At 75.4% G+C, this 14,296-nt stretch carries 14 protein-coding genes, 1 pseudogene and 1 riboswitch; of the genes and pseudogenes, 4 read left to right on the forward strand and 11 right to left on the reverse strand.

Annotated elements, in window-relative coordinates; translation table 11 throughout:
• Positions 1-226 precede the first annotated feature (226 nt).
• Both ACIRPH_RS03245 and ACIRPH_RS03250 read right to left on the reverse strand, forming a co-directional pair.
• Complete coding sequence (locus ACIRPH_RS03245; RefSeq protein WP_402908621.1) at positions 227-2,188, reverse strand: sigma-70 family RNA polymerase sigma factor; 1,962 nt, start codon at positions 2,186-2,188, stop codon at positions 227-229.
• A 113-nt stretch (positions 2,189-2,301) separates the two neighbouring features.
• Positions 2,302-2,625 (reverse strand): YciI family protein, encoded by a 324-nt coding sequence (locus ACIRPH_RS03250; RefSeq protein ID WP_402908623.1) that lies wholly within the window; start codon positions 2,623-2,625, stop codon positions 2,302-2,304.
• A gap of 144 nt (positions 2,626-2,769) precedes the next feature.
• On the opposite strand from ACIRPH_RS03250, the gene ACIRPH_RS03255 reads away from it, so the two are divergent.
• Positions 2,770-3,438 carry a DUF998 domain-containing protein gene (locus tag ACIRPH_RS03255; RefSeq protein WP_402908625.1) on the forward strand — a complete coding sequence of 223 codons (669 nt, stop codon included), beginning with the start codon at positions 2,770-2,772 and terminating at the stop codon, positions 3,436-3,438.
• Positions 3,439-3,729: 291 nt separating this feature from the next.
• Positions 3,730-4,656, forward strand: coding sequence for an aldose 1-epimerase family protein (locus ACIRPH_RS03260; RefSeq protein WP_402908627.1), 927 nt, complete (start codon positions 3,730-3,732; stop codon positions 4,654-4,656).
• Between the two features lie 87 nt (positions 4,657-4,743).
• Here the strand turns inward: ACIRPH_RS03260 and ACIRPH_RS03265 are convergent, their stop codons facing one another.
• From ACIRPH_RS03265 to rpe, 8 genes are all read right to left on the reverse strand, one after another.
• Positions 4,744-5,379, reverse strand: a complete 636-nt coding sequence (locus ACIRPH_RS03265; RefSeq protein WP_402908629.1) for an NTP transferase domain-containing protein — start codon at positions 5,377-5,379, stop codon at positions 4,744-4,746.
• Between the two features lie 125 nt (positions 5,380-5,504).
• Positions 5,505-6,671: an XdhC family protein gene (locus ACIRPH_RS03270; RefSeq protein WP_402908631.1), complete on the reverse strand. Its 1,167-nt coding sequence runs from the start codon at positions 6,669-6,671 to the stop codon at positions 5,505-5,507.
• 112 nt (positions 6,672-6,783) lie between these two features.
• The gene (locus tag ACIRPH_RS03275; RefSeq protein WP_402909507.1) at positions 6,784-7,245 is read right to left on the reverse strand and encodes a PH domain-containing protein; all 462 of its coding nucleotides are present in this window, start codon (positions 7,243-7,245) and stop codon (positions 6,784-6,786) included.
• 84 nt (positions 7,246-7,329) lie between these two features.
• Positions 7,330-7,803: a 6,7-dimethyl-8-ribityllumazine synthase gene (gene ribH / locus ACIRPH_RS03280; protein ID WP_402908633.1), complete on the reverse strand. Its 474-nt coding sequence runs from the start codon at positions 7,801-7,803 to the stop codon at positions 7,330-7,332.
• A gap of 102 nt (positions 7,804-7,905) precedes the next feature.
• Positions 7,906-9,195 (reverse strand): bifunctional 3,4-dihydroxy-2-butanone-4-phosphate synthase/GTP cyclohydrolase II, encoded by a 1,290-nt coding sequence (locus ACIRPH_RS03285; protein WP_402908635.1) that lies wholly within the window; start codon positions 9,193-9,195, stop codon positions 7,906-7,908.
• A gap of 91 nt (positions 9,196-9,286) precedes the next feature.
• Entirely contained in the window at positions 9,287-9,919 is a 633-nt protein-coding gene (locus ACIRPH_RS03290; RefSeq protein ID WP_402908637.1) for a riboflavin synthase, read from the reverse strand.
• Between the two features lie 118 nt (positions 9,920-10,037).
• Positions 10,038-10,166: riboswitch (FMN riboswitch) on the reverse strand.
• 70 nt (positions 10,167-10,236) lie between these two features.
• Positions 10,237-11,316, reverse strand: coding sequence for a phosphatase PAP2 family protein (locus tag ACIRPH_RS03295; protein WP_402908639.1), 1,080 nt, complete (start codon positions 11,314-11,316; stop codon positions 10,237-10,239).
• 249 nt (positions 11,317-11,565) lie between these two features.
• A complete protein-coding gene (gene rpe / locus ACIRPH_RS03300; RefSeq protein WP_402908641.1) occupies positions 11,566-12,228 on the reverse strand; it encodes a ribulose-phosphate 3-epimerase in 663 nt (220 codons plus the stop codon).
• Between the two features lie 272 nt (positions 12,229-12,500).
• Between rpe and ACIRPH_RS03305 the strand changes: the two genes are divergently transcribed.
• A complete protein-coding gene (locus ACIRPH_RS03305; protein ID WP_402908643.1) occupies positions 12,501-12,896 on the forward strand; it encodes a hypothetical protein in 396 nt (131 codons plus the stop codon).
• A 3-nt stretch (positions 12,897-12,899) separates the two neighbouring features.
• Positions 12,900-13,898, forward strand: coding sequence for a hypothetical protein (locus tag ACIRPH_RS03310; RefSeq protein ID WP_402908645.1), 999 nt, complete (start codon positions 12,900-12,902; stop codon positions 13,896-13,898).
• Here the strand turns inward: ACIRPH_RS03310 and ACIRPH_RS03315 are convergent.
• Positions 13,883-14,173, reverse strand: a pseudogene (locus ACIRPH_RS03315) (ribulose-phosphate 3-epimerase); the annotation flags it as partial. The gene ACIRPH_RS03310 and the pseudogene ACIRPH_RS03315 sit on opposite strands and share 16 nt — an antisense overlap.
• Positions 14,174-14,296: the final 123 nt, after the last annotated feature.

Raw genomic sequence — 14,296 nt, forward strand, 5'->3', positions numbered from 1 at the left:
GTGGGGGGGGGGGGGGGGCGGGGGGGGGGGGCGGGGGGGGGGGGGGGGGCCCCCCGGGGGCCCCCGGGGGCCCCGCCCCCCGGGGGGGGGGGGGGGGCCCCCCCCCCCCCCCCCCCCCCCGGGGCTCCGCCGCCGCGCCCCCCGCCCCGGCGCCGGCACACGCGCGGTCCGCCCGGCGCACGGGTGCCCCCGCCCCGCCGACGGGTCCCGGCACGCGCGAGCGGTCTCACACCCTGAGCCGGCGCAGGGTGTACCCCTCCCCCGCCGGGTCCAGTTCCCTGCTGGCCTGTTTGAACAGGTATTCGGCGCGGGGGTACGACAGGCGCCCGCGCCCCGTCACCGGGCACAGGTCCGCCTCGGCGGGCCTGCGGGCGGGGCCCGGACGCCGGTCCGCGAGGAAGAGCGGCCCCCGCTCCCGTCCCGCCACCAGCCCGGGCAGCAGCCGGGCCGTCCCCGAACGCCAGTGCACCCAGGAGCCGCCCGAGCGGGCGCGGCGGTCCTCCAGGTCCAGGTCCTCCACGTTCAGCGCCAGCACGGCGCCCACCCCCGCGCCGGACTCGTACAGGAGCCGCCACAGGACCCGCTCCCGCAGGGCCCTCCCCTCCCCGTCCCACAGCGGGGCGAGGTGCTCGGGGTCGAGCGGCGGCGCCCCGGTCCGGACCTCGGCGCGCCGCCCGAGCCCCGTGTCGAGGCCGTCCAGGCCGGCCCAGGCCCCGAACGAGCGGACCGCCGACCGGTGGCGGTTCCAGGTCCGCGGGGCCGCCTCCCCCCACGCCGCGGCGAACACCCGCGCCACGGCCCCGGCGTCCAGGTCGGCGGCCGGCAGGTCCTCGCCCAGCGACCGGCACAGGCGCCCCAGGGTCTGCCCGTAGGAGCGGACGGTCGCGGCGTCCAGGTCGGGGCGCCCGAGGAAGTCCCGGGAGAGGCTCCCCAGGGTCGGGCCCGGGGGCCGTGACGCGGCGATGCCCTCGGCGCGGCCGAGCAGGAACGCCCGTTCGACGGCGTTGCCGGCCAGGGCGGCGGCGCGCAGGAACTCCCTCCTCGCCTCACTCTCCCGCCCCAGCTGGGCCAACAGGTCGCCCCGCACACCGGGGAGGAGGTGGTAGTCGCGCAGCGCCGGATCGTCGGCCAGGGCGTCGACCAGCGCGAGGCCCTCGGCGGGGCCGCGCGCCCGCCCCACCGCCACCGCCCGGTTGAGGAGGACGACCGGCGTCGGCAGCCGCTCGGCCAGCAGGCCGTACAGGAGGGCGATCCGCTCCCAGTCGGTGTCCTCCGCCGTGGCCGCGCCGGCGTGGCAGACGGCGATGGCCGCCTGGAGCGTGTAGGGGCCGGGAGGGCCGCCCGCGTCGCGGGCGCGGAGCATCGCGGCGAACCCGCGCCGGATGAGGAGCGGGTCCCAGCGTCCGCGGTTCTGCTCGTCAAGCCTGAGGAGTTCACCGGAGGGCCCGGTCCGGGCGCCGGCCCGGGCCTGCTGGAGCTCCATCAGCGCCACCAGGCCGTGCGCCTCGGCCTCGTCCGGCACCAGCTCCGCCAGGGTCCGGCCCAGGCGCAGCGCCTCCAGGCACAGGCCGGGACGCATCAGCCCCTCCCCCGAGGTCGCCGTGTAGCCCTCGTTGAAGACGAGGTAGACGACGCCGAGCACGGACGAGAGCCGTTCGGAGAGTTCGGCGCCCGAGGGCAGGTCGAACCCCACCCCCTGCTCGGCGAGCGTGCGCTTGGCGGCCGCCACGCGCCGGGAGACGCGGGCCTCCCCCGTGAGGAAGGCGCGGGCGATCTCCTCCGTGGTCAGCCCCGCGACCAGGCGCAGGGTCAGCGCGACCCGTTCCTCGGTGGCCAGTACGGGGTGGCAGGTCACGAACAGCAGGCGCAGGACGTCGTCGTCGCCGTCCGGTCCGGGCACGGGGCCCGTCCCGCGCTCCATCTCATGGGCGATCAGCTCGTGCTTGCGCTCCAGGTTCCGGGAGCGGCGGACGCGGTCGACCGCGCGGCGCTTGGCGATCGCCATGAGCCAGGCGCCCGGGTTGTCGGGCACCCCCGTCTCCGGCCACTGCTCGAGCGCGGCGACGAGGGCGTCCTGGGCCAGCTCCTCGGCGGCGCCCACGTCGTGCACCATCCGGGTGAGCCCGGCGACGATCCTCGCCGACTCCAGCTTCCAGACCGCGTCGACGGTGCGGTGGGTATCGGTCACGGGCACGATGACAGCACCGCCCCGGGGTGAACGCAAACCGGGGCGGCGCCGTGCGGTGCGGGCGGGCCCGGCCCCCCGCGGAGGGGCGCGGGGCGGTGTCCGGGCCCGGCGGTTCAGGAACCGAAGACCTGCTGGACCACGCTCTCGCCGTCGCCGACGATGCGGCGGAAGCGGCGGGCGACCTCCAGGGCCTCCTCCCTGGTGCGGACCTCGACCAGGGCGAACCCGGCCACCGCCTCTCTGGCCTCGGTGAACGGGCCGTCCGTCACCGTGATCTCGCCCCCGGCCGACGTCACCCGGAGGCCGCCGGGCTCCAGGCCGCCCGTGGCCAGCAGGACGCCGGACGCGGTGAGCTCCTCCACGAACGCGGCCATCTCGGCGTAGAGGTTCTCGTCGGCGGCGGCGTCACTGGGCCCGGTGGTCATCAAGTAGCGCATGCGGTCGTTCTCCCTCGTGGGTTCCCGGTGCTTCCGGTGAGGCGTCGAACAAGCCGGTGTGACAGGGAACGGGTCCGTTCCCTGTCACACCGGCGCTTCGACGTGTCGGTGAGAACAGAGCAGCACACCGAGAGAGGAACCACCATGGCCGTCGCCCTGGAAACCGCCCCCGCCTCCGCCGCACGCACCTCGGGGAGCACCCGCCTCCTGTTGGGCGCGGTGATCGCCTCGGCCCCCCTCTGGACGGCGGTGTCCCTGGCCCAGGCCGCCACCCGTGAGGGCTTCGACCTGACCAGGCACCCTCTGAGCATGCTGAGCAACGGCTCCCTGGGCTGGCTCCAGATCGCCAACTTCGCCCTGGCCGGAGCGCTGGCCGTCGCCGGGGCGTTCGGTCTGCGGCGCGTCCTGCGCGGCGCCCCCGGGGGCTCCTGGATCCCGGGGCTGGTCCTGGTGTACGGCACCGGGATGATCGCCGCCGGCGCGTTCGTCATGGACCCGGCCGCGGGTTTCCCCTCCGGCACGCCCCTGGACGCTCCGGCGGCGCTCAGCGGACACGCCATCGGACACATGGTCGCGGGAACGGTCTCCTTCTCCGCCCTGATCGCCGCCTGTTACGTCCTGGGCCACCACTTCTCCCGGGGCGGGCTCCGGGGCACGGCCGCGGCCTCCCGTGTCGCCGGCACCGCCCTGCTCCTCGGCAACGGCTGGGCGATGACGGGGGGACAGGGCGGGTCCCTGACCCTGGCCGTGGGCGCCGTCACCGCGATGCTGTGGCTCTCCCTGGTGGCCGCCCGGTACCTGCGCACCGTCTGACCGTCCGCACCACACCCTCCCCGCCGTTCCTCCGCCGCCGGCCCGCGCGCGGACCAGGAACCGCCCCGGCCGCGCACACGACCGTCGCCGACCGCACCGCCTCCCTCCCGGACGCCCCGCGGTCGGCGCCCGGGCCCGCGCCCCGGAGGGGCGGGGCCCGTCCCCCGGCCCCGCCGGCCCCGCGCGCCGGGAACCCGCGGGGCCGGGCGAACGCGGCCGGCCGGCGGCCGGTGGGCTATGATCGGCCGGTTCGGCGCACGGCCGGACCGTGACGGGAAAGCAGGGGTACACGTGGGCGAGGTGATCGAGCTGCGCGCCGGGGAGTTCCTGGCCCGCGTCGACCGCACCGGAGCGGGCCTGCGGGCGCTCGCCTGGCGCGACCGCGACATCGTGTGGCCCTACGGCGACGAGGGCCCCCGGGCCTTCCAGGGCCAGGTCCTGGCCCCGTGGCCGAACCGCGTGGGCGGGGGCGTCTACCGGTTCGGCGGGACCGAGTACCGGCTGGAGGTCAACGACGCGGCGACGGGCAGCGCGATACACGGCCTCGTCCACGACCGCGAGTGGTCGGTCGAGGAGGTCTCGGACGACGCGGCCACCCTGCGCCTGGAGTTCGGGGGCGCCCCGGGCTTCCCGTTCCCCCTGGAGCTGGTCCTCGCCTACCGACTGGGCGGCGACGGCCTGACGCTCACCGCCGAGGCACGCAACACCGGTGACACCCCCGCCCCCTTCGGCCTGGGCTTCCACCCCTACCTCACCCTGGGCGAGCCCCTGTCGGCGCTCGCGGAGCGCGGCGACCTCACACTGGAGGTCACCGCCGGAACCAGGCTGCCCGTGGACGACCGCCTGCTGCCCTCCGGCGACCCGGTCCCGGTGGAGGACGGCGCCCTCGACTTCCGGCCTCCGGGCAGGCAGCTGGGCGACACGGTGCTGGACACCGCGTTCACGTCCCTGGAGCGCGACGGCGACGGACGCGCGTGGGTGCGGGTCGGCGGCCCGGAGCACCGGGTGTCGGTGTGGTGCGACCGCAGCTTCGACTGGTTGCAGGTGTTCAGCTCCGACACCCTCGGCGGGGCCGACCGCCGGGCCTACCTGGCGGCGGAGCCGATGACCTGCCCCGCGAACGCGCTCGCGACCGGCACCGACCTGATCGTGCTGCCCCCGGGCGGCGCCACCCGGCACACCTTCGGCATCACCGCCGAGGCCCTCCCCCGGCCCTGACCCCTGCCGCCCGGGACTGTACGGGCGGGCCCCTCCGCACCGGCCTCCGGGGCCCGGTCGGCCCGCGTCCCACGGCGGCGCCGGCGCTCAGACCGGGCCGGAGGGCTCCCCGCCCAGCAGCCCGGTGAGCCGCTCCAGGTCCTCGGCCGTGTCGATGTCCTCCGGGCTGGCGATGTCGTCGCAGGCCACAGCGGTCACCAGGTGCGAGTAGGCCCGCAGGAACGGGCGCGCGCCCACGTCGTGCACCGCCAGGCCGTAGACCGTCGACCAGTACTCCCGACCCAGCATCACCGGGTTGCGCTGGTTGCCGTTGTACGTCGCCACGGCCGCGCGCACGCCCTCGTCGTGGGCCTCCACCAGCCGGTGCACCGCCTCCGGGGTCACCAGGGGCTGGTCGGCCAGGGCGATCAGGACGGCGTCCACCGAGTCGGGCAGGGCGTCGATCCCCGCGCGCACCGAGGACCCCATCCCGCTCTCCCAGTCGGGGTTGTACACCGTGTGGGCGTCGCGGACGACCGTGTCGGCCGCGCCCAGCACCACCATGACCGGCGCGCACCCGCCGTCCCCCAGGGTCCGCACGCCCCGGTCCACCAGGCGCTCGCCGCCCACCTCCACCAGTGCCTTGGGGCGCCCCAGTCTGCTGCCGGAGCCCGCAGCCAGAAGGAGGCCGGCGACCCGGCCCGCTCGCTCCCGCTCCCTGTCCTGCGCGTCCCCAGTTTCCATGACGCGATGATGCCACGCGGGCGGGCACGGGGCAGGTCACCTGGAGCAGACGGTCGGGTGACCTCTCACTCCGTCCGCACAGCACCGGCCGTGACCAGGCACATCAGCACGGGCACCATTTCGGTTCACGGCGCCGCGTGACCGAATCCAGCCGGAACCAGGGGGGCACCGGGGACATCCCGGTGAATTCGCCCACTGGTCTCGCTCAGCGCGCGCCCGGTCCCGCCCCAGCGGGACCGCACCAGCTCGGCGGCGATCGACACCGCCGTCTCCTCCGGGGTGCGGGCGCCCAGGTCCAGGCCGATCGGCGAGTGCAGGCGCCCCAGCGCCTCCTCCCCCACACCGGCCTCGCGCAACCGCTCCAGCCGGTCCTCGTGGGTGCGCCGCGAGCCCATCGCCCCGATGTACCCGGCGCGGGTGCCCAGGGCCGCCTTGAGCACGGGCACGTCGAACTTGGGATCGTGGGTGAGGACGCACACCGCCGTCCGCTCGTCGATCTCGTGGGCGATCTCGTCGAGGAACACGTGCGGCCACTTCACCACCACCTCGTCCGCGGTGGGGAAACGCTTGGCCGTCGCGAACACCGGCCGGGCGTCGCAGACCGTCACCCGGTAGCCGAGGTAGGAGCCCAGGTCCGCCACGGCCGCGGCGAAGTCGATCGCGCCGAACACCAGCATGCGCGGGGCCGGCGCGAACGACTGGACGAACACCTCCAGCTCGTCGCCGCGCCGCTGCCCGTCCGAGCCGTAGCGCAGCAGCCCCGTGCTGCCCTGGGCGAGCATCCCCCGCACGTCGTCGTCCAGCGCGTCGGACAGCCGTGCGCCCCCGGGGCCCAGGTCCCCCTCCGCGTGGTCCGGCCAGACCACGCGGCGCCGCCCCGTCCGCCCGGCCCCCGACGGGTCGGACACCACGGTCGCGACGGCGACCGGCCGGTGTCCCTCGATGGCCCCGAGCACCGCGCCGAGCTGCCCGTAGGAGGCCCGGCTGACCGGTTCGACGAACATGTGCAGGGTCCCCCCGCACGTCAGGCCGACGCTGAAGGCCTCCTCGTCGCTCACCCCGTAGGTGCGGCGCACGGGGACACCCGTCCGGATGGCCTCCAGGGCCTCCTCGTAGACGGCGCCCTCCACGCAACCGCCGGACACGCTGCCGACGACCTCGCCGGAGGCGCTCACCAGCATCGCCGCGCCCGGGTCCCGGGGAGCGCTCTTGTCGGTGTCGACCACCGTGGCCAGGGCGAACACCTCTCCTGAGGCGTAGAGGTCGGACACCGCCGTTCGGATGTCGCGCACGCGGCACCTCTTCCTGTTCGGTCGAGTGGCTCTCGGTACCAAACTATGTGCCCCACGCAACACGACGGGAGTCCCCGTTCCGTCAAGAAACGAGGACTCCCGTTGGAGGTACCTACGACCGGCCGGGCTCCTGCGCCTCACCGCGGTCGTGCAGCAGGGACCGGAACTCCTCCAGGTTGCGCAGGGCGAGCTCGCCGTCGGCGCTCTGGATGCCCATCACCGCCAGGGTGGTGCCGTCCGACAGGTCCACCGAGGGCCAGGGCTCGCCGACCGGCATCCGGATGTCCACGACCTCCGCCCACGACAGCACGTGGGTGCGGATGCCGTTGACCACGGTCACGCCTTCGTCCGCGGCGACGAGCCTGGGCCGGGCGATCAGGTGCAGGCCCGCGGCGATCGCCACGCCCAGGCCCACGAGCAGGAACCTGTCCATGATCCGCCAGTCCCCGGGCAGGATCGCGGCGAGCACCGCCAGGGTCGCCACGATCAGCAGGCCCAGGCCGTAGGCGACCATCCGCACCGCCCGGGGCCGCCACGTCCTCGGCAGGGCCGGCTGCTTCGACGCCTCGTCCACCGGCTGTTCCTTCGTCCGCACCGACTGCTCCACCGTTCCACCAGACCTGGCCGGGATGTCACCCGTGCGCGCGACGGGGTCCGGTCAGCGGCGCAGCCCCCTCAGGGCCACAGCCGTGTCCAGTGCGGCCAGCGCCGCCTCGGCACCCTTGTCCTCGATGCTGCCGGGCAGGCCGGCGCGGTCGCGCGCCTGTTCCAGGGTGTCACAGGTGAGCACACCGTTGCCCACGGGGGTGGATTCGCGCAGGGCCACCTCCGTGAGGCCGTGCGTGACCGACTGGCACACGTAGTCGAAGTGCGGGGTGCCGCCGCGGATGACCGCGCCCAGCGCGATCACCGCGTCGTGCTTGCGGGCCAGCTCCTGGGCGACCACGGGGATCTCGACGGCGCCCGCGACCTCGACCACCACCGGGTCGGCCGCCCCGGAGGCCTTCACGACCTCCAGTGCCCTGGCGAGCATCGGGCCCACCACGGCCCCGTTCCACCGGGTCGCGACGATGCCGACCGAGAGCCCGGAGGCGTCCACGCTGTGCTGGTCGGGACGTCCTTCACCACTCATGAGGGTCTCCTGTGTGTGAGATGTGCGGCTCCCGCGGACCGGCGTGCGCCGGACCGGGGAGTGGCAGGGCTTGTTCTCGCCGGGACGGCCCCGGCCGGGCGCTCAGTCGGCCACGCCCGCCAGGTCGTGGCCCATGCGGTCCCGCTTGGTGCGCAGGTAGTCGATGTTGTCCTCCGTGACGAAGGACGGCATGCCGACGCGCTCCTCGACCCGGATGCCGTGGCGCTCCAGGCTCTCCGCCTTGTCGGGGTTGTTCGACAGCAGCCGTACCGAGGACACGCCCAGGTCGGCGAGGATACGGGCCCCGGCCCCGAACTCGCGGGCGTCGGCGGGCATGCCCAGGCTCAGGTTGGCGTCGACCGTGTCCGCGCCGCGGTCCTGGAGGCTGTAGGCGCGCAGCTTGTGCAGCAGCCCGATCCCGCGGCCCTCGTGCCCGCCCAGGTAGACGACCACCCCGCGGCCCTCCGCGGCGATGTCGGCCATGGCCGCGTCCAGCTGGGCCCCGCAGTCGCAGCGGTGCGAGCCGAACGCGTCCCCGGTGAGGCACTCCGAGTGCAGGCGGGCCAGGACGCCGGCCCCGTCCGCCAGGTCGCCGAGGACCAGCGCGACGTGCTCTGCGCCGTCGGCGGTCCCCTTGAAGCCGATCGCGCGCCACTCGCCGTGCCGGTTGGGCATACGGGTCTCGACCATGCGTGTGACCAGGGGCGGGTGCGCCTCCTCCTCGGTGAGGGTCTCGCCGAGGGCCGCCCGGTGGGCCGCCAGCTGCTCCACCGACACCAGCTTGAGGCCGTGCTCGTCGGCGAACTCGCGCAGCCGGGGCAGGCGGGCCATGGTGCCGTCGTCGTTGACCACCTCGGCGAGCACCCCGGCGGGGCGCAGGCCGGCCAGGCGGGCGAAGTCCACCGACGCCTCGGTGTGCCCGCGTCTGGCGAGGACGCCGCCCGGACGGGCGCGCAGCGGAAGGATGTGGCCGGGACGCACGAAGTCGACGGGCCGGCTCCCGGCGGAGGCCAGCAGGCGCACGGTACGGGCGCGGTCGGCCGCGGAGATGCCGGTGCTCACGCCCTCGCGCGCGTCGACGGTGACCGTGTACGCCGTGCGCAGGCTCTCCTCGTTGCGCGCGGTCATCAGCGGCAGGTCCAGGCGGTCGAGGTCCTCCCCCTCCAGGGGTACGCACACCACGCCGGAGGTGTGGCGGATCATGAACGCCAGCAGTTCGGGCGTCGCGAGTTCGGCGGCGAAGATGATGTCGCCCTCGTTCTCGCGGTCCTCGTCGTCCACCACCACGATGGCCCGCCCCGCGGCGAACTCGGCGATGGCGTCCTCGATGCGGTCGAGGACCACGGCCTTCCCGGTGTCGGAGGTGGACGGGGTGGCGTCGGTGACGGTCATTACCGCTCCCTGAGGTGGATCGTGCGTGTGGGTGGTGTGGTGGTGACGGCCCGCGCGTGCGGGTCCGTCCCGTGGCGCCGCGCGCCGGCGGTCAGGCCCGTGACCGGATCGCGGCCACGGAGGCGATGCGCTCGACGTACTTGGCGACGACGTCCACCTCGATGTTCACGGTGGCGCCGGTGGGAAGGCCCCCCAGAGTGGTGGCCCTCAGGGTCTCGGGGATCAGGCTGACCTCGAAGAACTCCTCGTCCGCACCGGGCGCGCTGACCGCGGAGACGGTGAGGCTGGTCCCGTCGACCGTGATCGACCCCTTCTCGACCACGTACGGGGAGAGCTCCGCGGGCAGGCTGAACCGTAGAACGTCCCAGTTGTCACCGGGATTCCGGGAGAGCAGGCGGGAGGTGCCGTCGACGTGGCCCTGGACGATGTGTCCGCCGAGGCGGCCGTCCACGCGGGCCGCGCGTTCGAGGTTGACCTCGGAGCCGACCGAGAGGCCGCCCAGGGAGGAGCGGTCCAGCGACTCCTTCATCACGTCGGCGGTGAAGGTGTCCTCCCCCCGGCCGACGACGGTCAGACACACGCCGTTGACGGAGATGGAGTCGCCGTGCCCCGCGTCGGAGCTGACCAGGGGGCCGCGCAGCGTCAGCAGCAGGGATTCCCCCGTGGCGCCCGCTGGCTCGATGGAGACGACCTTGCCGAGTTCTTCCACGATTCCGGTGAACACGCCTGTGCATTCCCTTCGCCTGACAGGCTCCGGGGCAGGGGTGTGGAACGGGTCCACGACAAGGCCGGGGCTGGACGCCGGGGGTCACAGGGAGCCGCGGCGGACAGACCGGCCCAACACGCGCTGCCTCCCATCCGGACTTTCACCGTCGGTACCGGAATCCCACCGGTTCAACCGGCCGATGGATTCGGCCGGGTCGCGGACTGTCACCGCCGGTTCGGAATTACACCGACCCCGGAGCACGCGTTTGACTGTTGTCTCAACGGTTCGGATCTTAACGCGTCGGTAGCACGGCCGCATAGTTGGTGTGATCGGAATCATTTGCCGTCGTCACCGGCGTGACCGTCTCCGGGAAGGACCCCGGGGCCGCCCGCGCGCGGGGCGCCGCCCTCCTCCCCTGGCCGGTGGGCCAGGCCGCTGCGGATGAACAGCTCGGGTGCGCCGAAGGCCGCCCAGAGGGCGATCCCGGCGTAGGCGGCGAACACCGCGAGCGCCTCCGCGAGACCCGTGAGACCTCCGGTCAGGAGGTGGACCACCACCTGGACCACCACGATCCCCGAGAGACCGAGGACGAAGCGGGCGGCCCTGGCGGACAGGCTCCCCTCCGCGCTGTACCAGCCGCGCCGGGCCAGCAGCGTGAAGCCGACGAGCGCGCCGAGCAGCCCGCCGGCCACGGTGAACAGACTGGTGAGGGTGTGCCCGGCCGGATCCGTGGGCGTGGAGCCGATCCAGTCCGCGGGGACCGACCAGTCCCCCATGGCCAGCGCCTGCCACAGCGCCGCCACCAGACAGGGCACGACGGAGACGGCCAGGGCGCAGCCGACCCAGCGGGCCGTGTCCAGGCCGAGCCACCAGGCCACGAGCCGGTCCTCCCAGCGCAGGGCCGCCCACAGGACGGCGCCGCCCACCAGCAGCCCCGCCAGGACGTCGCTGAAGAAGTGCACGCCCAGGTAGATCCGGGACACGCAGATCGCGGCGATGAGCGCGAGGGCCGCCCAGAGCCGGGTGCGGCGTCCCGACCTGAACCCCAGATACCCCCAGAAGACGGTGGAGGACTGGGCGTGCCCGGAGGGGATGCCGAAGCTCGATCCGCTCGCGTAGGCGGTGACGTGGGCGCTGTACCAGTAGGGGCGCGCGCCGTAGAACACGGCCTTGCCCAGGTAGTTGAGCACCCCGGACGCGGCCAGGGTGACGAAGAGCCGCGCCCCGAAGCCGGGGTTCACGCACCAGAAGACGAGTGCGGTGAGGGGGATCAGGACGAACTGCGAGCCGAGCTGGGTGACCGCCACCAGCGGATAGGCGAGCCAGTCCCCCGCCCCCTGGAGCCACCCGATGGCGGTGGACTCGGGCTCCCACAGCACGTCCATGGCCAGGTGACCGGCCGTCCGAGCGTTCAACGCGCACTCCACGTGTCGGCGCCTGGCAACGCGCTCACGCCGCGCCGCTCCCCCGGGCGCGCGTACGCGGAAGGGGAAGACGGAGCCGCGACCAAGCGGAATCCTCGACTTCGACTGACGACTACGGACCGGCAAGCATAGGGGCCGTGGCTCCGCGTGGCCAGGCGCACGCGGGGCCGGGCCGGGATCGTTATGCGCGACGGTCCCCGGGGCCGGGCCGGGCGGGACCCGATGCCTCCCCGGTCCGGCTCACTCCGCCCCGGCGGCGAGGGCGCGCAGGCGGTCGACGGCCTCGGCGGGGTCCTGGGCCCCGTAGACGGCCGATCCCGCCACGAAGACGTCGGCCCCGGCCTCGGCCGCGCGCCCGATGGTCTCGGCGCTGACACCGCCGTCGACCTGGAGCCAGACGGAGGCCTCCCGCGTGTCGAGGATCTCGCGGGCCCTGCGGATCTTGGGCAGGACCACGTCGAGGAAGCTCTGGCCGCCGAAGCCGGGCTCCACCGTCATGAGCAGGAGCATGTCCATCTCGCCGACGATGTCGGCGTAGGGCTCGACGGGCTCGGCCGGGTTGAGGGCCAGGCCCGCCCGCGCGCCGAGGCGGCGGATCTCGCGCAGGGTGCGCACGGGGGCGCCGGCGGCTCGGGCGTGGATCGTGACGCTGCCGGCGCCCGCCTCGGCGTAGGCCGGGGCCCACCGGTCGGGCTCCTCGATCATCAGGTGGCAGTCCAGCGGGGTGTCGGTCGCCTTGAGCAGCGACTCCACCACCGGCAGGCCGAGCGTGAGGTTGGGGACGAAGTGCCCGTCCATCACGTCCACGTGGAGCCAGTCGGCGGACGGGGAGACCGCGGCGGCCTCGTCGGCGAGATGCGCGAAATCGGCGCTCAGGATGCTGGGTGAGATCTGGATTGCCACGCCAGCAGTGTAGCCAGGCGGACCGGCGGCTTCGCCCCCCGGAGAAGGAGGAGGAGCTGGGCGGATGCGGTGTCCGGCGGGCCGGCCCCCTCCCGTGGCCCCTCCTCCCGCGAGGACCGGATCCGGCCACCGGTGACTTTACGACGTAGATCCGCAACGTCGCGACGGCCCCTGGCGGACGCCCGGGAGGGAAGCTCCGAAAGCCCGGCGTCACCGGGCCCCACGGGGGTACGCTCACCGCAGTCGGCCCCCCAGCGACCGGAGGTACCCCCATGGGCGACGGCGCCGAGACCCGTCTGGGAAGCGTCTGCGAGCACGCCGCCGAGATCCGCGGCCGCCTCGCCGCGGTGGAGGGAGACCCCTCCCTCGTGGACGCGGTGCTCAGGGCCGCGGCCGAGGGGCGCGGGGCGCCGGCCGCCCTGGACGAGCTGCACGGCGCCCTGGTCGCCCTCGGCGACGGGGCGGGGCTGCACGGCTACTCCACCGCCGCCCACCGCGTGGGCGCCCGCGACCCGGCGCCCTCGGGCCTCGGCCTGCCCAGGCCCGCGTCCGCCGTGTACCGCTGCCCGCGGGGCCTGTGCGACCGGACCTGGGAGCCGAACCCGGCCGAGGACCCCCCGACCTGCCTGGTCGCCGACCTCCCGCTCCGCTCTCCCAGGAGGGCGTAGGCCGTGGGCGCCTTCCTGTCGGAGCTGGGCACCAGGCTCGCCGAGCGGTGGGTGACCGCGCTCGCCCTGCCCGGAGCCCTGTACCTGGCGGTCGCCACCGCCGCCTACGCGCTCGGCCGGGACCGGGCCTGGGACGTGGGCCACCTGGTCTCGGAGATCACGCGCCTGGCCGAGGACCCGCGGGTGGACACCTTCGGCGGGCAGGCGCTGGTGTTCGCCGCGATCCTGGCCGGGAGCTCCGCCGCGGGGCTGCTCGCCCGGGGGACCGGGCGCCTCGTCGAGCGCCTGTGGACGGCCGCCGACTGGCACCGGTGGCCGCCTCCTCTGCGGGGCTGGACCGGGCGGTGGGTGGAGTCGCGCCGACGCAGGTGGGACGTCCTGCGCGGCGAGGTGGAGCGGATCCGTGCGGCGGGGGGCGGCCCGGGCGGCGGGCAGGACGCGGAGGCCGCCTTCGCCGCCGCCTACGACCGCATGGCGCGACTCTCCCCCGAGAGGCCCGAGCGCCCCACCTGGGCCGGGGACCGCATCGGGGCGGCGCGGACGCGCCTGGGCCGCGACCACGACGCCGACCTCGCCGTGCTGTGGCCGCACCTGTGGCTGGTCCTGCCCGAGGAGGCCAGGACGGAGGTGACCGAGGCGCGGGACGCGCTCTCGCGCTCCACGGGCCTGGCCGCGTGGGCGCTGCTGTACCTGCCGATGGCCGCGTGGTGGTATCCCGCCGCGCTCGCCTCCGCGGTGCTGGCCGCGATCGCGTGGGTGCGGACCAGGGCGGCGGCGGAGGCCTACGCAGCGCTGGTCGAGGCCTCCGTCCGGCTGTACGCGACCGACCTGGCCGACCGGGCGGGGGTCGGGCACGGGGGGCGTTTCGACCGTGACCTGGGCGAACGGCTCACCCTGCGGCTCAGGGCCAGCATGCCCCCGCTGCCGCCCGCGGCTGCGTCGGCGGAGCCCGCCGATCCCTCCGGCTCCCCGGCCCCGGAACCGGGGGGACCGGCGCGCTGACCCGCGCGGGCTCCGCCTCCCCCTGCGGCGCCGGCGTGGATCGTGACGCTGCCGGCGCCCGCCTCGGCGCAGGCCGGGGCCCACCGGTCGGGCTCCTCGATCATCAGGTGGCAGTCCAGCGGGGTGTCGGTCGCCCTGAGCAGCGACTCCACCACCGGCAGGCCGAGCGTGGGGTCGGGGACGAAGTGCCCGTCCATCACGTCCACGTGGAGCCAGTCGGCGGACGGGGAGACCGCGGCGGCCTCGTCGGCGAGACGCGCGAAACCGGCGCCCAGGCGCCGGGTGGGATCCGGACCGCCGCACCGACGGGCGCGGCCGGGGGCGGCCGGGGGGGGCCCCCCCCCCCGCCCCCCCCGCCCCCCCGCCCCCCCCGCCCCCCGGGGGGGCCCGGGCCCGGG

Origin of the sequence: Nocardiopsis sp. NPDC101807, from assembly GCF_044766605.1 — a bacterium.
Lineage (GTDB): Bacteria > Actinomycetota > Actinomycetes > Streptosporangiales > Streptosporangiaceae > Nocardiopsis > Nocardiopsis tropica.

Excerpts from the sequence above, each read along its gene's own strand:
- ACIRPH_RS03250 (WP_402908623.1), bottom strand. The coding sequence starts at position 2,625 with ATGCGCTACTTGATGACCACCGGGCCCAGTGACGCCGCCGCCGACGAG.
- ACIRPH_RS03255 (WP_402908625.1), top strand. The coding sequence starts at position 2,770 with ATGGCCGTCGCCCTGGAAACCGCCCCCGCCTCCGCCGCACGCACCTCG.
- ACIRPH_RS03265 (WP_402908629.1), bottom strand. The coding sequence starts at position 5,379 with ATGGAAACTGGGGACGCGCAGGACAGGGAGCGGGAGCGAGCGGGCCGG.
- ribH (WP_402908633.1), bottom strand. The coding sequence starts at position 7,803 with ATGAGTGGTGAAGGACGTCCCGACCAGCACAGCGTGGACGCCTCCGGG.
- ACIRPH_RS03285 (WP_402908635.1), bottom strand. The coding sequence starts at position 9,195 with ATGACCGTCACCGACGCCACCCCGTCCACCTCCGACACCGGGAAGGCC.
- ACIRPH_RS03305 (WP_402908643.1), top strand. The coding sequence starts at position 12,501 with ATGGGCGACGGCGCCGAGACCCGTCTGGGAAGCGTCTGCGAGCACGCC.